Origin of the sequence: Dactylosporangium aurantiacum (assembly GCF_000716715.1) — a bacterium.
Lineage (GTDB): Bacteria > Actinomycetota > Actinomycetes > Mycobacteriales > Micromonosporaceae > Dactylosporangium > Dactylosporangium aurantiacum.
In genome coordinates this window covers 35,521-52,532 of the sequence record NZ_JNYJ01000022.1, presented here as the reverse complement: position 1 = coordinate 52,532, position 17,012 = coordinate 35,521, and the positions used below count along the sequence as shown (strand labels likewise).

The window sequence follows — 17,012 nt, the reverse complement described above, 5'->3', positions numbered from 1 at the left end:
CGGGCCCGGCCTGCCAGGCCCGGGACAACAGGACCGCCAGGGCGACCGCCTCGCTCACGTCAGTGGTCAGGAGCTGCACCACCGGGCGGTGACAGGGCTCGGGGTAGAACGGGTGGTCCCACCAGACGACGTACCGGCACCGACCCGACGTCGTCCCGCCGGACGCGGGCCAGCAGGTTGCCCCACTCCTGCTCCACGGCGCCGCGCTGCCCGACCATCACTGCATCAGGGCGGCCGAAGGCGAGGTACCGCGAGGGCGGGGCGCTCGCGTTCAGTGTCCCGGGGAGCCCGGAGCCGGGCTGCTGACCGGGGTCAGCGCCTTCTCGAACCAGTGGTGGGCGTACGCCTCGTCGTTGTAGCGGGGCACCTCCACATAGCCGCTGGAACGGTACAGGCGGATCGCCTCGACGAGGTTGCGGTTGGTGTCCAGGCGGACCGAGCGGTGGCCGGCCTCGGCGGCGCGGTGCTCCAGGTCGGTGAGGATGCGGCGGCCGACGCCGAGGCCGCGCACGGTGCCCGACACCCACAGGCGTTTGATCTCGGCGGGGGCGTCGCGGTGCAGTTTCAGCGCGCCGCAGCCGACCGGCTCGCCGGACAGCGTGGCGAGCAGGAACACGCCGCGCGGGGGGACCAGGTCGTCGTCGTCGACCGGGGCGCTGACCGTCGTGTCGAAGCCGTCGTCGAAGCGGTGCGCCAGCTCGCGGGCGTACGCGCGCAGGCAGGCACGGGCGCGCGGGTCGCCGGGCGGGCACGGGGCGAGCTCGACCATCGAGGCCATGAGCAGCCGCTCGACCTCGGCCATGGCGGTCGCCAGGCGGGTGCGCTGGCCGGTGCTGAGCGGGCCGAGGATCGACTGGGCCAGGTCGTCGGAGCCGCGGTCGAGCAGCGTCCACTCGGCCCGGCCGGCGGCGGTCAGGGTCACCTCGCGCACGCGGGCGTCGCCACCCGTGCCGGCGGCGACGACCACCAGACCGTCGGACTCCAGCGCGCGCAGCAGGCGGCTCAGGTAGCCGGCGTCCAAGCCGAGCCGGGCCCGCAGGGCGGCGACCTCGGCGCCGGCCGGACCGATCTCCCACAGCAGACGGGCCTGGCCGAGCGGGCGTCCCCGGGACAGGTACTCGTCGTCGAGCGCGCCGACGCGCTGCGTCACGGTGCGGTTGAAGCGGCGGACGGTCGCCACCAGATCTTCGGTCACATGTCTGACTATAGTCAGGTAATCCCGCGTGGTGGCGTGGGGTGGGCATACTCGGCGCGGTGAGACGATCAACGGCATGGCCCCTGGCCGCGGCGGCGGTGATGCTGCTCGGCTGCATCGGCCCGTTCGCGGACACGTTCGACGAGGCGGTCCAGGACACCCCGGCCAACTACGACGAGTGCTGCGTCGACGCCGACCGGGCGCTGCTGGAGCGGCTCGCCGGCGGGCCGGTGACCGTGGCGACCGGCGGCGACCTCGACACCGTCCGGATCGACGCCGTCGTCACCACGAGACAGCTCGACGCCGCCACGGAACGCGACGTGTCCTGGGGCAAGGACGGCGACGGGCTCATCGCCAACGACGACGCCACCGAGTACGTCCTCGCCCTCGTGCGGCGACCGGCGGGTGGTGACCAGAAGGCGCGGATCCTGACCACGGTGACCGTCTTCGCCCGACCCGCCGACGCGTGGCGCACCAGCTGCCCGTCGGCGACCGCTTGTACGCTCCCGGCGGTGTACGAGTCCGCCCCCCTGGTCGACCCCTCCGACGGCAGCCCCGTCGCCTCGATGATCATTGCCGTGCGGGTCCCCGTCGGCCATACCGCGCTGCTCACCACGGATCCGCCGAAGTCCGCCGGCCCCGCCGTCGACCTGCGCACCGGCCGCGCCGCGAAGTTCCCCGGCCGTGCGTAACCGCCTGCTGGGCCTGCTCGGGGCCGCGCTCGCGCTCGCCGTCGCGTTCGCCATCCGGGCCGTCGACGACGGTGCGCTGCGCCAGTACTCCGGCACCGCCCTGTACGCGTCGATGATCTACGCCGGCGTGTACGTCCTGCGCCCCCGCACCACCCCGCTCGTGGCCGGCGCGGCCGCGATCGCCTGGTGCTGGGCGATGGAGCTCGCGCAGCTCACCGGCGTCCCGGCCGAGCTGTCGTCGCGCAGCCTGCTCGCCAGATATGCGCTGGGCGTGAAGTTCGACCCCGTCGACCTCGCCTGGTACCCGGCCGGTGTCGTGCCCCTGGTCCTGGTCCACCTGTTGCTCGCGAGAAAGTTTCACGGCGCGACCTGGGCGGACGGCCGCGCGCAACGGTGAAACACCCGCTCCGGGGCGGTGACGCGGTTCAATCCGCGCACCGCCACCAGGAGAGGAGCACCACCATGCGCAGGAGGATTCTCGGCGCAGTCGCGGCGCTCGGGGTCGCCGCCGCCACGACCGTCATGGCCGTGGCCGCTTCGACCCCAGCCCGGGCCGCCCCCGCGTTCAACTACGCGGAGGCACTGCAGAAGTCGATCTGGTTCTACGAGGCCCAGCAGGCGGGCACCAAGCCCGCGTGGAGCCGCGTCGGCTGGCGCGGCAACGCCGCCACCACCGACGGCGCCGACGTCGGCCTCGACCTCACCGGCGGCTGGTTCGACGCCGGCGACCACGTGAAGTTCGGCTTCCCGATGGCCTTCTCCACCACGATGCTCGCCTGGGGCGCCGTGGAGTACCGCGACGCGTACGCGCAGTCCGGCCAGCTCACGCACCTGGTCAACAACCTGCGCTTCGTCAACGACTACTTCATCAAGGCCCACCCGTCGGCGAACGTGCTCTACGGGCAGATCGGCTCCGGCAACCCCGACCACGCCTGGTGGGGCCCGGCCGAGGTGATGCCGATGGCGCGGCCCTCGTACAAGATCGACGCCACCTGCGGCGGGTCCGACCTCGCCGGCGAGACCGCCGCCGCCATGGCCGCCTCCTCGATCGTGATCCGCCCGACCGACGCGACCTACGCCGACAAGCTCGTCACGCACGCCAAGCAGCTGTACGCGTTCGCCGACTCGGTGCGCCGCAAGTACAGCGACTGCATCACCGACGCGGCCAGCTACTACAACTCGTGGAGCGGCTTCAACGACGAGCTCGTCTGGGGCGCCATCTGGCTCTACCGCGCCACCAACGACGCCTCCTACCTCGCCAAGGCCGAGGCCGGTTACGACAACCTCAGCAACGAGAACCAGACCACGACGAAGTCCTACAAGTGGACGATCGCCTGGGACGACAAGTCGTACGGCGCGTACGTGCTGCTGGCCAAGCTCACCGGCAAGCAGCGGTACATCGACGACGCCAACCGCTGGCTCGACTACTGGACCGTCGGGGTCAACGGCCAGAAGGTGCCCACCTCCCCGGGCGGCCAGGCCGTCCTGGACAGCTGGGGCTCGCTGCGCTACGCCGCCAACACCTCGTTCGTCGCGCTGCTCTACAGCGACTGGCTCACCGACGCCACCCGCAAGGCCCGCTACCACGACTTCGGCGTGCGGCAGATCAACTACATCCTCGGCGACAACCCCCGCAACTCCAGCTACATGATCGGCTTCGGGGCCAACCCGCCGAAGAACCCGCACCACCGCACCGCGCACGGGTCCTGGACCGACCAGATCACCAACCCGACGGTCTCCCGGCACACCCTGTACGGCGCGCTCGTCGGCGGGCCCTCCTCGCCCAACGACGCGTACACCGACAGCCGGTCCGACTACGTGATGAACGAGGTCGCCACCGACTACAACTCCGGGCTCACCTCCGCCCTGGCCCGCATGTACGGCGAGTACGGCGGCACCGCGCTGAGCGGCTTCCCGGCCGCGGAGACCCCCGACGGGCCCGAGATGTACGTCGAGTCGTCGCTCAACACCACCGGCACCGGCTTCACCGAGGTCAAGGCGATGGTCTACAACAAGTCGGCGTGGCCGGCCCGGACCCTCGACCAGGGCTCGTTCCGCTACTACTTCACCCTCGACGGCGCCACCACCCCGTCGCAGATCTCCCTGACCAGCGCGTACAACCAGTGCTCCGCGCCGACCGGGCCGACCCTGCTCAGCGGCAGCACGTACTACGTCACGATCAGCTGCGCCGGGCAGAAGATCGCCCCGGCGGGGCAGTCCGCGTGGCGGCGCGAGGTCCAGTTCCGCATCTCGTCCGCGGGCACCTGGGACACCAGCAACGACTGGTCGTTCCCGACCGGCGGCGCCACGCCCGGACCGAACTCGCACATCACCCTGTACGACGGCGCCACCAAGGTCTGGGGCGACGCCCCCGGCACCGGCCCGGCCGACACCACGCCGCCGTCCACCCCGGGCGCGCCGACGTTCACCAACGTCACCTCGACGTCGGTCACCGCGAACTGGACCGCGTCCACCGACAACGTGGGCGTCGCGTCCTACCGGGTGCAGTCGGCGGCCGGGGTCGTCGGCACCAGCACCGGCACGTCCGTCGCGATCACCGGTCTCTCGCCGGCGACCGCGTACAGCTTCACGGTCGTCGCGGTCGACACCTCCGGCAACACGTCGGCGGCCTCGCCCGTCGGCACCGTCACCACCGCGCCGGCGACCGGTGACGTCACCCCGCCGTCGAAGCCCGGCACGCCCGTCGCGTCGGCGGTCACCAGCAGCGGCGCGACCCTCACCTGGGCCGCGTCCACCGACGCCGTCGGCGTCACCGGCTACGACGTGCTGCGCCTCGGCGGGACCGCCGGACCGGTCGTCGTGGCCACCGCCACCGGCACCACCGCCAGCGTCACCGGGCTCACCGCGTCCACCGCGTACCAGTTCGCGGTCCGCGCCCGCGACGCCGCCGGCAACCTGTCCACGCTGTCCGACCCCGTCACCGTCACCACCACCGGCACCTCGACGGGCAAGAGCTGCGAGGCGACGTACCGCGTCACCGACCAGTGGGGCGACGGCTTCAACGGCGCCGTGACCGTGCGCAACTCCGGCGGCCAGGCCATCACCGGCTGGACCGTCACGTTCACGTTCCCGGGCAACCAGCGCGTCACCAACGGCTGGGCCGGCGTCTGGTCCCAGACCGGCGCCGCCGTCACCGTCCGCAACGCCGACTGGAACGGCGCCCTCGCGCCCGCCGCGTCGACCGCGGCCGGCTTCAACGGCGCGTACTCCGGCACCAACACCGCCCCGGCCACGCTCACCTGCACCGCGAGCTGACCTGTTCGACGGCCCCGGCGCGTCCGCGCGCCGGGGCCTACCATTGGTGGCGATGAGCGACGTCGTCATCGACCTCGACACCCCGGCGCCCGCGGCCACGCCGCCGCCGGCGGGCCGTCGCGGCTGGTCCAGGGCCGCGACGGTGGCGGTCTTCGCGCTCCTCGCCGCCGCGCCGGCCACCGCGCCCACGCCGATGTCGGTCGCGCACCGGCTGCCGGTCCCCAGCTACTGCACCGGCGCCCCGATGCCCGGCGGCCGGCTCAACATCGTCGAAGGCGACATCTACGTCATCCTCGACGGCCCGACGCGGACCGTCATCAGCACCGGCAGCTGCCCGCACCGGTGAGCGACCACAGCGAGGCGCCGCCGGTGAGCGGTCACAGCGAGGCGCCGCCGGTGAGCGGTCACAGCGAGGCGCCGCCGGCCGGCGGCCACAGCGAGGCGCCGCCGGTCGGCGGCCACAGCGAGGGGGCGTTGGCCGATGGGCCTCGCGCGGGGGCTTCGGGTGGTGGCCGGAGCGAGGTGCTGTTCCTCGGCGGCCGGTCCGGGGTCGGCAAGAGCAGCGTCGCCGTCGAGCTGCACACCCAGCTCGCCGCCGCCGGCGTGCGGCACTGTGTCATCGAGGGCGACAACCTCGACCTCGCCCACCCGCCGCCGTGGGAGCATCACCTCGCCGAGCGCAACCTCGCCGCCATGTGGGCCAACTACCGCGCCCTCGGCTACCGCCGGCTGATCTACACCAACACCGTCAGCGTCCGGCAGGTCGACGCGCTCACCGCCGCGATGGGCGACGCCCCGCACGTCACCGCCGTGCTGCTCACCTCCACCGACGCGACCGCCCGCGAACGCCTCGCCCGGCGCGAGATCGGCACCGCGCTGCGGCAGCACGTCGAGCGCAGCGACGCCGCCGCCAGATCCCTCGAGGCGTTGGCGCCGGCGTCGGTACACCGGATCCCGACCGACGGCAGAAGCGTCGCCGACATCGCGACGGAAATCCTGGCATTGACGGGCTGGCATGGCTAACATCAAGCACATGCCGCACTTCTAGGTTCGCACCCCGCGTCTGTATCTGGTCACCCGCGCCGACCTGCCGCCCGGGATCCAGGCCACGCAAGCGACCCATGCCGCACTCGACTTCGCCGTCGCCCACCCTGACACGTTCCGCGACTGGCACGCCGGCTCCAACACGCTCGTCCTGGTCGCCGCGCGCGACGAGGACGCCCTCGACCGCCTGCGCGTCGCGGCGTCCGCCGCCGGGCACCGGCACGTCGGCTTCCGCGAGCCGGACCTCGGCGGCGCCCTGACCGCGCTCGCGGTCGAGCCCGCCGCGTACCGGCTGCTCTCCCACCTCCCGCTCGCGCTGCGCCCCGCCTCCGGCGGTGCCCGAAGCCCCGCCTCCGGCGGTGCCCACGAGGCCGCCTCCGGCGGTGCGCGCAGGGCGGTCTCCGTCGACGGCGGAGGGAGGTGAAATCCATGACCACCGACCTCATCGCGGACCTCTCGGACCTGCCCAAGGCGATCCGCTGGCTGCAGGCGAAGGTGCTGCGGCAGGCCGCGGCGCTCGACGCCCTCAACCGGCGGGTCGTCTCCCAGCGGCTCGTGCTGCGCACGCTGGACGAGCTCGGCCGGTCGCTGACCGCGGACGAGTTCCGCGCCGCCCGCGACCGCGTCGCCGACGACCAGCTGCGTGACCGCATCGACCAGACCCAGTTGCGCTGACCGTCCACAATGGGGTGGCCCCGGCACGGGGCAGGGCCACCCCTTCTTGCCTCAGGGGCCCGACGGTCGGGCAGCTGTCTCTAAAACAGCGTGCAGCGGGTTCGATTCCCGTCTGAGGCGCCACTTCGGGCTCAGTGCCCGGGCGGCGGGCCGAGCAGCTCGATCGCGTGCAGGTTCGCGGCGTGTCCGAGGGCGACCGGGTCGACCGGCCCCGGCTCAGGCAGCCGCCGCTCCCGTGCCGGCTCGCCGACCGCCGCCGCGAACCGCTCGAAGCCCGACGGCGTGGTGATCTGCAGGGTCCGCAAAGGTTCACCGTCGCCGACGACGAACGTGTGCGGCAGCGTCGCCGGCAGCGCGACGAAGTCACCGGGCCCGGCCTCCAGCACCTGCCCGTCGCAGTGGAACCGCGCCGTGCCGGACAGCACGTAGAACAGCTCGTCCTCTTCCAGGTGCCGGTGCAGCGGCGGGGCGAACCCGGGCGGGTTGACGAACTCGACGACCGTGAGCCGTCCACGCGTCTGCGCACCCGCCGCCTTGACCGTCACCAGACTGCCGAGGAACCACAGCGCCTCGCCTTCACCGTCGCGTCGCACGTAGGGCCGTACGGCTGCCATGATCCCTCTCATTCGTCATACCGCCGTCTAATGAATACATTGGTAGTATGGCGGAACCATGAGCGATGTCAACGGCAAGCCGCGGCGGCGCTACCAGTCGCCCGTGCGCGAGGAGAGCGCCCGCCGCACCCGTCAGGCGATCGTCGACGCGGCCGCCGAGCTGTTCGTCGAGCGCGGCTATGTCGTCACCTCACTGGCCGAGATCGCGGTCGCCGCCGGCGTCGCCCGGCCCACCGTCTTCACCGCCTTCGGCTCGAAGCCGGCGCTGCTGCGGCAGGTGCTCGACCAGGCGCTCGCCGGCGACGACGAGCCCGTCGCCGTCGCCGACCGGCCGTGGTTCCGCCCCGTGTGGGACGCGACGACGCCCGGCGCCGCCCTCGACGCCTACGCCGACGCGTGCGTCGTGATCGCCCGCCGCGCCGCCCTGCTGTTCGAGACCGTCCGCCGGGCGGCCGACGACGCCCCGGAGGTCGCCGAGCTGTGGGACACCCTGCAACGCAACCGCCGCGCCGGCGCCGCCATGGTCGTCAGGCACGTCCAGACCCTCGGCGCCCTCGCCCCCGACCTCGACCCGGAAACCGCCGCGGACACCCTCTGGATCTTCAACGACCCCGCCCACTACGCGGCGTTGACGCTGCAGCGCGGCTGGCCCGAGGAAACGTTCCGCCGCTGGCTGGCGACCACCATGCGCCACGCCCTCCTGCCCGTCTGACCCCTCTGCCGGGGTGATCCGGCAGGGAGGACTGGGGTATTTCCACGGTCCGAAGGGTGCGGCCGGCGTGGTGCCATTGGGGTGCGGCCGGCGGCGCGACCGGCGCCCGGCCCGACCAGGAGGCGACCATGACCACGCACCTGCCCGTCATCTTCATCCACGGCCTGTGGCTGCACGCCACGTCGTGGGACCCGTGGATCGAGGCGTTCGAGCAGGCCGGCTACGCGGCCTCGGCGCCCGGCTGGCCGGGCGACCCGGACACCGTGGCGGAGGCACGGGCCAACCCGGAGAGCATCGCCGACCACGGCATCGACGACGTCGTCGCGCACTACGCGAAGATCATCCACGGGCTGGCCGTCAAACCGATCCTGGTCGGTCACTCGTTCGGCGGCATGATCGCCCAGAAGCTGCTCGGGCAGGACCTCGCCGCCGCGGCGGTCGCGATCGACGCCGCACAGATCAAGGGCGTGCTGCCGCTGCCGCTGTCGGCGCTGCGGGCCACGCTGCCGGTGTTCAGGAACCCGGCCAACCGGCACCGGTCGGTGTCGCTGACGGCCGAGCAGTTCCGGTACGCGTTCGGCAACGCGATCCCGCCGGAGGAGTCCGACGAGCTGTTCGAGCGGTGGACGATCCCGGCGCCGGGCAAGCCACTGTTCGAGGCGGCCGCGGCCAACTTCGACCCGCACTCGCCGGCCAAGGTGGACACCGCCAACGAGCTGCGCGGGCCGCTGCTGCTGATGATGGGCGGCCGCGACCACACCGTGCCCGAGGCGGTCACCCGGGCCACGCTGAAGCAGTACCGGCACTCCAGCGCGGTCACCGAGATCCTCGACTTCCCGGACCGGGCGCACTCCCTGACGATCGATCACGGCTGGCGCGACGTCGCCGACGCCGCCCTGTCCTGGCTGCGCGGTCACGCCGACGAGATCGCGCGGCACGCGTCGTGAGCGGCGCCGCCATCGCGCTGCCGGGCCCCCCGGCGGGTGCTGGCCAGGAGGGAGCGCCGTGGACCTGCATCTGAGTGGCAAGGTCGCGGTCGTGACCGGCGCCGGGCGGGGCATCGGCCTGGCCGTCGTGCGGGCCCTCGCGGCCGAGGGCGTGCGCGTCGTGGCCGGCGCCCGGACGGTCACCGGCGAGCTGGAGCGCCTCGCCGGCGACGGTGCCGTGCGGCCCGTCGCGGTGGATCTGTCCACCGTGGACGGACCGGGCCGGCTCGTGGACGCCGCCGTCGCCGAGTTCGGCCGCATCGACGTGCTCGTCAACAACGTCGGCGCGGTCAGCCCGCGCCCCGGCGGCTTCCTGTCCGTGACCGACGAGGACTGGATCGCCACGTTCACCATGAACCTGCTGGCGCACGTGCGCACCGTACGGGCGGCGCTGCCCCACCTGTACGCCGCCGGTACCGCGGCCGTCGTGACGATCGCGTCGGTCAACGCGACGCTGCCGGACCCGCTCGTCATCGACTACGGCGCGGCGAAGGCGGCGCTGGTGAACTTCTCCAAGGCGCTGTCGAAGGAGGCCGGGCCCCGGGGCGTGCGGGTCAACACGATCAGCCCCGGCCCGGTCGGCACCGACCTGTGGCTCGGCGCCGGCGGGGTCGCCGAGACCATCGCCCGGGAGCGCGGCGGTGACCCCGCGCAGATCGCCGAGCGCGCCGCCCAGGACGCGGTCACCGGGCGGTTCACCGAGCCGGAGGAGGTCGCCGGTCTCGTGGTCTACCTCGCCGGTGACCTCGCCGCCAACGTGACCGGCGCCAACCTCGTCATCGACGGCGGCCTCGTCACCACCCTTTGAGGTCCCCGACGATCGCGTGCAGCTGCGCCCGCGCCGTGATCCCGAGCTTGGGGAAGATGTTGTGCAGGTGGGTGCTGACGGTGCGGTGCGACAGGTACAGGGCCTGGCCGATCTCCCGGTTGGTCAGGCCCCCGGCCGCCAGCCGGGCGATCTGCAGCTCCTGCGGGGTGAGCTCGTCGTGACCGGTGGCGGGCCGGATCCGGCTGGTCTCGCCGGCGGCGCGCAGCTCCTGCCGCGCCCGCTCCGCCCACGGTGCGGTGCCCAACGCGTCGAAGGTGGTGCAGGCCGCCCGCAGCGGCGCCCGTGACTCCACGGGCCGGCGCTGCCGGCGCAGCCACTGCCCGTACGCGAGCTGGGTCCGGGCCCGCGAGAACGGCCACCGGCTCGTCCCGGCGTTCAGGGCCTCGCGGAACAGCGCCTCGGCCCGGGCGTCGTCGGCCAGCACGGCGCGCGCGTACCGAAGCCCGGCGTGCAGCGCCGGCGACGAGGTCACCCGGCCCGCCACCTCCAGCTCGGCCACGACCTGCGCGGCGGCGTCCCGGTGCCCGCTGTGCGCGGCCGCCTCCACCAGGTCGGTCAGGGCGAAGCAGCGCAGTCCGGCATGGAACGACGGGTCACCCGGGTCGTGCATCCGGCACAGCTCGCCGTAGGCGTCGGCGTGCCGGCCCTCGGCGAGCGCGTTCAGCCCACGGGCGAGCTGCACGGTGGCCAGCACCGGGCGGACCGCGGCGGCGACGCCCCGCTGCTCGGCCTCGGCGGCCAGCGCCGCCGCCCGGTCCGGGTGACCCCCGAGCGCGGCCAGCACCGCGGCGGACGCCCGGGCGATGCCGAAGAACAGCGGCTGGGACGTCTCCAGCGCCAGCCGGGCGGCCTCCTCGGCCGCCGGCACACCCGCACCCAGGCCGGCCTGATGGGCCGCGCACCAGGCCAGCGCGGCGAGCGCCCGGGTCAGCGAGCCGAGCCGGCCCTGCGCCCGCAGCTCCGGGATCGACGCCGCGCAGCACGCCTCGGCCTGGTCGAAGTCGCCGATGATGACCGCCGCGCTGCCCAGCAGGCGCAACGTCTGTGCGTCCGCGCCGGCCCGGGCGGCAACGCCGCGCAGCCCATCGATCACGGCCGAGCCCCGCTCGACCGGCGCCGCGAAGGCGAGGATGGCCAGCCGGTCCGGGTCGTCCGCGGCGACGGGCAAGGCCTCGGTGACCGCCACGACGCGGCGCCCGGCGCCGGGGTCCGCCTCGGACCAGAAGCTGCGCAGGGCCCCGCTGTTGAGCAGCCGCATGGCCAGCCGGTCGGCGCCGGGCCCGCCGGCGGCGGCGACCCGGGCGGCGACCTCGGCGAGCACCACCGGCCCGGTCTTCTGGTCGCGCAGGCCGTCGCCGAAGCTCGCCACGATCCACAGCCGCTGCGCCTGCTGCGCGAACGACAGCCCCCGCGCCTCCGCCTCCTGCAGCAGCCCGCCGACGACGTCGTGCCGGCCGAGCTCGACGGCGAGCTCCGCGGCCCGCAGCAACCGGGCGGCCGACCGCGCCGGGTCGACCGTCAGCTGCCCGGACCGGTGCAGGGCGGCGACCGCGATCACCATGGCCCCGCGGTCCTGCGCGTGCCGGGCCGCGGCCTCCAACTCGGCCGCGACATCGTCGTCGGGCCCGGGGCAGGCGCCGGCCCGGTGCCACACCCGCCGGTCGGCGTGCCCGCCCACCACCGCCGCCAGCGCGGCGTGCACGGCCATGCGGCGGGCGAGCGGCGCCCGCTGCCGGATCGCCGACCGCATCAGCGGGTGCAGGAACCGGATGCTCGTGCCGTCCAGGTCGACGAGGTGGGCGGCGACGGCCGGGGTCACGTCGTCGACCGTCACCGCGGTGCCGGCGACGGCCGCGGCGGCGGCGACGGCCTCGGCGAGCGCGTCACCGTCGTTGACCGCCGCGACCAGCAGCAACGCCTGCGTGGCGGCCGGCAGCCCCGGCACCCGCGCCGCGAACGCCTCCTCGAGTCGGGCGGTCAACGGCCGCCGGGCCGGCTCCAGCGGCTCGTGCTCGAACCGCCGGGCCGCGACCGGCAGCTCGACCAGCGCCAGGGGGTTGCCGGCCGACTCGTCCAGCAGCCGCCGGCGCATCCCGGCCGGCAGCCCGGGAGCGCGGGCGTCGAGCAGCGCGGCCGCCGCCGCGTCGTCGAGGCGCTCCACCCGCAGCTGGTCAAGGGCCCCGAACCCGTCGGCGTAACCGTCCCGCGCCGCCGCCAGCAGCACGATCGGGTCGGCGTCCAGGCGGCGCGCCACGAACGCCAGCGCGTCGGCGCTGGGTGGGTCCAGCCAGTGCGCATCCTCCACCAGGAGCAGCGCACCGGTCTCGGCGGCCGCCTCTCCCAGCAGGTTCAGCACCGCCAGCGCGACGAGGAACACGTCCGGTGCGGCGCCCCGGGCCATACCGAACGCGGTCAGGACGGCGTCGCGCTGCGGGTCGGGCAGCTCGTCGGCCCGGCCGAGCACGGGCCGCAGGAGCTGGTGCAGGCCGGCGAACGGCAGCCGCGCCTCCGCCTCGGTCCCGGTGGCCGACAGCACCAGCAGGCCGTGCCCGGCCGCCGCCAGGCGGGCCTGGCGCAGCAGCGCCGACTTGCCGATGCCGGCCTCGCCGCGCACCACGAGCGCGCCACCGCCGCTGCGGGCCGACGCGACGAGCCCGGCCAGGTGCTGTGACTCCCGCTCGCGCCCGTACAGCCGCGCATCCGGACCATCGACCGCCATGGGCCCACCCGTCTCCCGCCGGCAACAGGCACTCATCCTTCCGGCCGGGACCGGCGGACGCCAGAGCGCGTACCGTCACGTGACGTATGGAGCTCGTCCACCGGGCGGGCCTACGCTCCGGGTCGTGATCGTGCAGTCACTGACCCGCTCGGTGCCGCTGCGGGGACGGCAGGACGAATGCCAGGCGATCGACGAGTTCGCGGCGACCGTACGGTCGGGCCTGAGCGCCACCCTCGTGCTCGTCGGCGAGGCCGGCATCGGCAAGACCCGGCTGCTGCAGCACGCGGCCGGCGCCGCCGCGGACCTGCACGTCGCCTGCGTCGTCGGGGTGGAGCCGGAGAGCCGGCTGGCCTACGCGGCCCTGCACCGGCTGCTCCGGCCGTACCTCGACCGCATCGACACACTGCCCGAACCGCAGCGGGCCGCCCTGGCCGGAGCGTTCGGCCTGGCCGCCGGCGAGACGGCGGACCGCTTCCTGGTCGGCCTGGCGACCCTCACCGTGCTCGCCGGCATCGCCGAGTGCCTGCCGCTCGTCTGCCTCGTCGACGACGCCCACTGGCTGGACCGGGAGACCGCCGCCGTGCTGGCGTTCGTGGCCCGCCGGCTGCATGCCGACAGCATCGGCCTGCTGATCGCCGTGCGGGACGACCCGGCCCTCACCCGCACCCTGGACGGGCTGCCCACCATCGCCCTCGGCGGCCTGCCCGACCGGGCCGCCCGCGACGTGCTGACCCTCGCCGCCCCCGGGCAGGTCGCCCCGCAGGTCGCCACCCGCCTCGTCGCCGAGACCCGGGGCAACCCGCTCGCGCTGATCGAGCTGACCACCGAGCTGACCGAGGACCAGCTGGCCGGCGGCGCGTCGCTGCCCGCCCGGCTGCCGCTGAGCGAGCGCATGGAGGCGCACTTCCTGCGCCGGGTACGCCTGCTGCCGCCCGCGACCCTGTCGCTGCTGCTCATCGCCTCGGTCGCGCCCCCGGACGACGCCGCCGTCACCTGGCGGGCGGCGGCGCTGCTCGGCCTGCCCGCCGACGCGCCAGATCCGGCGCTCACCGAGGGCATCCTCACGGCCGCAACCACCCTGGCGTTCCGCCACCCGCTGATCCGCTCCGCCGTCTACTCGGGCGCCCAGCCGGCCGAACGGCGCCGGGTGCACGCCGCGCTGGCCGAGGCCATCGACCGCGACGCCGACCCGGACCGCCGCGCGTGGCACCTCGCCGAGGCGACCGCCGGACTGGACGAGCAGGTGGCCGCCGAGCTGGAGCGCGCCTCCCAGCGGGCACGCGCCCGCGGCGGCTACGCGATGCTGGCGGCGTTCCTGTCCCGCGCCGCGGAGCTGACCCCGGACCCCGAGCAGCGGACCAGGCGCCTCTTCGGCGCCACCCAGGCGCACCTCGTCGCCGGCGACCCGGTGGCGGCGGAGCTGCGCCTCGGCCAGGTCAGGTCCGGACTGCGCACACCGGAGCTCCGCGCGACCGCGCACCGGCTGCGGGCCGCCATCGCCTGGTTCGGCGGCAATGTGACGACGGTGAACTCCGCGACGATGCTGGAGGTCGCCACCGACCCCGACGTGCCCGGCGACCTGCGCCGGGGGATGCTGTTCGAAGCGGTCACGGTGGCGATGCTCGCCCAGCGGCACACCATCGGCACGACCCTCGCCGACGTCGCCCGCGCCGCGCTGCGCGCCCCCGGCGACCGCCGCGACCCGGCCCCCACGGTGCAGCTGCTGCTGGACGCCTTCGCCACCCGGGTCGCCGTCGGGTACACCGAGGCGGTGCCGCACCTGCGCGCCGCCGTCGCGGCGTTGTGCGTCGAACCGGAGCTGTCCCACGGCTCCGTGCCCTTCACCATGATCGGCCAGTTCGCCGCGGAGGATCTCTGGGACGACGAGGGCCACCTGCGCCACCTCCGCCACGCCGAGACGCTCGCCCGCCAGCGCGGCGCGCTGCACGCCCTCTACTCCGTGCTGTACGGCCTGGGCGCCGCCGCCACCTGGGCCGGCGACTTCGCCCGGGCCGAGGCCCACTACGCCGAGGCCGCCGACGTCGGCACCATGATCGGGGTGCCCCCCGACGACCTGGCCCGCCAGGTCGAGCTGCTCGCCTGGCGCGGCCACGAAGCCCAGACCCGGGCCGCGGCCGACGTCGCGCTCACCGTCTGGGACGCCCAGCGCGGCTATGCGGTGCTGGGCAGCCACGCCCGCAACGCCCTCACCGTCCTCGAGCTCGGCCTCGGCCGCTACCAGGAGGCGCTGTCCTTCGCCCTGCCCGGCCTCGCCGACAGCACGGTCGCCCACGGCAACCGCATGCTGCCCAACCTCGTCGAGGCCGCCGTCCGCGCCGGCGACCACCCGACCGCGCGGACCGCGCTCGCCCGGCTGACCGACCGCGCGACCGCCAGCGGCACCCCCTGGGCTCTGGGGGTCCTGGCCCGCTCCCGGGCCCTGCTGGCGGCCGACACCGACGCCGACGCGCTCTACCGCGAGGCGGCCGGGCACCTCGCCGCCACCAGGATGGCCACTGAGCTCGCCCGCACCCGCCTGCTGCACGGCGAGTGGCTGCGCCGCCGGCGGCGCCGCACGGAGGCACGCGTCCACCTGCAGGCCGCCCACGACGCCTTCACCGGCATGGGCGCGGCCACGTTCGCCGAACGGGCCCGCGTCGAGCTGCTGGCCACCGGCCGGCGGGCCCGCTCCCGCGCCGGCGCGCCCGATCTGGACCTCACGCCGCAGGAGGCCCGGGTCGCCGCGCTCGCCGCAGAGGGCGCGACCAACGCCGAGATCGCCACCCGGCTGTTCATCACCGCGTCCACGGTCGAGTACCACCTGAACAAGATCTTCCGGAAGCTCGACATCACCTCCCGGCGGCAGCTCGCCCGGACCCTGCGCCCGGCGCCGGACTGACCGCCGCGCGGCGCTACACCCAGATCTGCCGCCAGTCGCGGTCGCCCCAGCCGTCCTGGTTGACGAGGTACCCGCGGAAGATCTCGGCGACCTCGTCGAGCGTGTCCACCTCGCACCGGAAGTGCAGGTCCGCGCCGCCCTCGCGCCGTTCGACCTGGAACCCGGTGGCCGCTTGCAGGTAGTTGTCGCCGCCCAGGTCGAGGATCAGGTGATCGAGGCCGTCGCCGAGCCGGCGGACCTGCGACTCGACCTCCAGGGCGGACGGCTGCACGATCGGGCGGCCATGCGACCGTTGCAGCGTCAGCCTCGGCACGCCCAACCGGAACCCGGCGAGGGGCACCCGCTCCGGCTCGGGCATCCCCTCCACCGGCAGGCCCTCGATGACGAACCCGCACAACGCCGCGAGGGCGTCCTCGCCGAGTTGATGTGCCGATCCAGGTTGCCGTCCTCGACCGCGGTCAGGTCGAGCCCGGGCAGCAGCCGGGCGACCAGTTCGCTGGTCGCCGCGCGGTCCAGCTCGACCGCCTCGCGCAGCGCCTGCGCGACGTCACCGTCGGCGTACACCAGCAGCGCTGTCTTGGCCCCCATGCCCGGACACCCTACGCGCGCCCGGGCAGCGCCTCAGCAGGCCGGCTTGGCCTTCGTGGCGCCGCCCCAGAGGGAGCCAGGGTTCGCCCGGCGCGGGTGCCGGTCGAGCGTCGCGCGGTACAGCTCCTGCGCGGTGCCGGTGCGGGCGGCCAGCAGGACCGAGGACCACGTCGTGTCGGTGAAGCCCGTGTCGATGGCCGTCGACGGCCCGGTCGAGGAGACGTACGTGGTGGGACCCCGGGACACCGCTTCGCCGGCCGAGTGGCGCACCGAGGTCGCCTGGCCGGCGTTCCACCTCACCCCGTCGGGCGATCCGTCACGGTGAGCCCACGCTCGGCGTAGAAGCGCCGCCTCGGGCCGCCTGCCGGGATCGGATGCTCCAGCTTGGGACGCGTCGCATCCCATTTCCTGCCCACCTCGTCCGGGCGCTGATGGCCGCACTCGAGCGGGGTGCCGGCGCTGTCGGTGACCTCGACGGCTCCCTCGTTCACGTAGACGGCGATGTTCTCGATGCCGGCGGCCCGGTCGTCGTCGTTGTCGAAGCGCTCGACCTCGAACGCCTCCGCGGGACCGTCGTAGTCGGAGCGGACGTGGAACGTCTCGCCCGGCCGCAGCCAGCGATCCTCGCCCCACGGCTCCAACCAGAGCACCAGCCACCCGCCGGAGTCGTTGCGCACGTCCAAGGTCGCCACAGGTGCACGGTAGTACAGCATGCACAAACCCCGTCGCGGCCGCCATGATGGGATGACGGCCGGGCAGCGTGGCGTCGTGGGGCAGGAGTGA

Annotated in this window: 18 protein-coding genes; 11 read left to right on the top strand and 7 right to left on the bottom strand. The window is 74.6% G+C overall.

The window, feature by feature from the left end; all coding sequences use genetic code 11:
- Positions 1-271 precede the first annotated feature (271 nt).
- Positions 272-1,195: a bifunctional helix-turn-helix transcriptional regulator/GNAT family N-acetyltransferase gene (locus OP18_RS24490; RefSeq protein ID WP_033361355.1), complete on the bottom strand. Its 924-nt coding sequence runs from the start codon at positions 1,193-1,195 to the stop codon at positions 272-274.
- 59 nt (positions 1,196-1,254) lie between these two features.
- On the opposite strand from OP18_RS24490, the gene OP18_RS57500 reads away from it, so the two are divergent.
- From OP18_RS57500 to OP18_RS24455, 7 genes are all read left to right on the top strand, one after another.
- Positions 1,255-1,887, top strand: a complete 633-nt coding sequence (locus OP18_RS57500; protein WP_156089733.1) for a hypothetical protein — start codon at positions 1,255-1,257, stop codon at positions 1,885-1,887.
- Positions 1,880-2,284: a ribosomal maturation YjgA family protein gene (locus OP18_RS24480; protein WP_052387240.1), complete on the top strand. Its 405-nt coding sequence runs from the start codon at positions 1,880-1,882 to the stop codon at positions 2,282-2,284. Before OP18_RS57500 ends, OP18_RS24480 begins: the two co-directional genes overlap by 8 nt.
- Positions 2,285-2,349: 65 nt before the next feature.
- Positions 2,350-5,163, top strand: a complete 2,814-nt coding sequence (locus OP18_RS24475; protein ID WP_033361353.1) for a glycoside hydrolase family 9 protein — start codon at positions 2,350-2,352, stop codon at positions 5,161-5,163.
- 52 nt (positions 5,164-5,215) lie between these two features.
- Positions 5,216-5,509: a hypothetical protein gene (locus OP18_RS24470; protein ID WP_156089732.1), complete on the top strand. Its 294-nt coding sequence runs from the start codon at positions 5,216-5,218 to the stop codon at positions 5,507-5,509.
- A gap of 176 nt (positions 5,510-5,685) precedes the next feature.
- Complete coding sequence (locus tag OP18_RS24465; protein ID WP_033361489.1) at positions 5,686-6,186, top strand: adenylyl-sulfate kinase; 501 nt, start codon at positions 5,686-5,688, stop codon at positions 6,184-6,186.
- A 40-nt stretch (positions 6,187-6,226) separates the two neighbouring features.
- Entirely contained in the window at positions 6,227-6,631 is a 405-nt protein-coding gene (locus OP18_RS62605) for a peptidyl-tRNA hydrolase (protein WP_081971081.1), read from the top strand.
- 5 nt (positions 6,632-6,636) lie between these two features.
- Positions 6,637-6,882 (top strand): hypothetical protein, encoded by a 246-nt coding sequence (locus OP18_RS24455; RefSeq protein ID WP_033361351.1) that lies wholly within the window; start codon positions 6,637-6,639, stop codon positions 6,880-6,882.
- Positions 6,883-7,013: 131 nt separating this feature from the next.
- Here the strand turns inward: OP18_RS24455 and OP18_RS24445 are convergent, their stop codons facing one another.
- A complete protein-coding gene (locus OP18_RS24445) occupies positions 7,014-7,496 on the bottom strand; it encodes a quercetin 2,3-dioxygenase (protein ID WP_033361350.1) in 483 nt (160 codons plus the stop codon).
- A gap of 58 nt (positions 7,497-7,554) precedes the next feature.
- On the opposite strand from OP18_RS24445, the gene OP18_RS24440 reads away from it, so the two are divergent.
- The 3 genes from OP18_RS24440 to OP18_RS24430 all read left to right on the top strand — a co-directional run bounded on the left by OP18_RS24440 (position 7,555) and on the right by OP18_RS24430 (position 10,002).
- A complete protein-coding gene (locus OP18_RS24440) occupies positions 7,555-8,208 on the top strand; it encodes a TetR/AcrR family transcriptional regulator (protein WP_033361349.1) in 654 nt (217 codons plus the stop codon).
- Positions 8,209-8,336: 128 nt separating this feature from the next.
- The gene (locus OP18_RS24435) at positions 8,337-9,155 is read left to right on the top strand and encodes an alpha/beta hydrolase (protein WP_033361487.1); all 819 of its coding nucleotides are present in this window, start codon (positions 8,337-8,339) and stop codon (positions 9,153-9,155) included.
- Between the two features lie 58 nt (positions 9,156-9,213).
- Positions 9,214-10,002 carry an SDR family oxidoreductase gene (locus OP18_RS24430; RefSeq protein ID WP_033361348.1) on the top strand — a complete coding sequence of 263 codons (789 nt, stop codon included), beginning with the start codon at positions 9,214-9,216 and terminating at the stop codon, positions 10,000-10,002.
- On the opposite strand, the gene OP18_RS24425 is transcribed toward OP18_RS24430, so the two are convergent.
- Positions 9,989-12,742, bottom strand: coding sequence for an ATP-binding protein (locus OP18_RS24425; RefSeq protein WP_033361347.1), 2,754 nt, complete (start codon positions 12,740-12,742; stop codon positions 9,989-9,991). The two genes, OP18_RS24430 and OP18_RS24425, sit on opposite strands and share 14 nt — an antisense overlap.
- A 124-nt stretch (positions 12,743-12,866) precedes the next feature.
- Here OP18_RS24425 and OP18_RS24420 point away from each other — a divergent pair, with 124 nt between their 5' ends.
- Positions 12,867-15,641, top strand: coding sequence for a helix-turn-helix transcriptional regulator (locus tag OP18_RS24420; protein ID WP_211273658.1), 2,775 nt, complete (start codon positions 12,867-12,869; stop codon positions 15,639-15,641).
- Between the two features lie 13 nt (positions 15,642-15,654).
- Here OP18_RS24420 and OP18_RS24415 read toward each other — a convergent pair whose 3' ends face one another.
- From OP18_RS24415 to OP18_RS24405, 4 genes are read right to left on the bottom strand one after another with little or no spacing between them, the layout of a single operon-like run.
- Positions 15,655-16,038, bottom strand: a complete 384-nt coding sequence (locus OP18_RS24415) for a hypothetical protein (RefSeq protein ID WP_033361346.1) — start codon at positions 16,036-16,038, stop codon at positions 15,655-15,657.
- Positions 15,942-16,229, bottom strand: a complete 288-nt coding sequence (locus tag OP18_RS62600; protein ID WP_389250536.1) for a DUF6928 family protein — start codon at positions 16,227-16,229, stop codon at positions 15,942-15,944. The genes OP18_RS24415 and OP18_RS62600 overlap by 97 nt, the downstream gene beginning before the upstream one ends.
- 33 nt (positions 16,230-16,262) lie before the next feature.
- On the bottom strand, positions 16,263-16,529 hold the full coding sequence (locus tag OP18_RS24410) for a hypothetical protein (protein WP_033361345.1): 267 nt from the start codon (positions 16,527-16,529) through the stop codon (positions 16,263-16,265).
- Positions 16,526-16,921 carry a hypothetical protein gene (locus OP18_RS24405; protein WP_052387239.1) on the bottom strand — a complete coding sequence of 132 codons (396 nt, stop codon included), beginning with the start codon at positions 16,919-16,921 and terminating at the stop codon, positions 16,526-16,528. Before OP18_RS24405 ends, OP18_RS24410 begins: the two co-directional genes overlap by 4 nt.
- Positions 16,922-17,012: the final 91 nt, after the last annotated feature.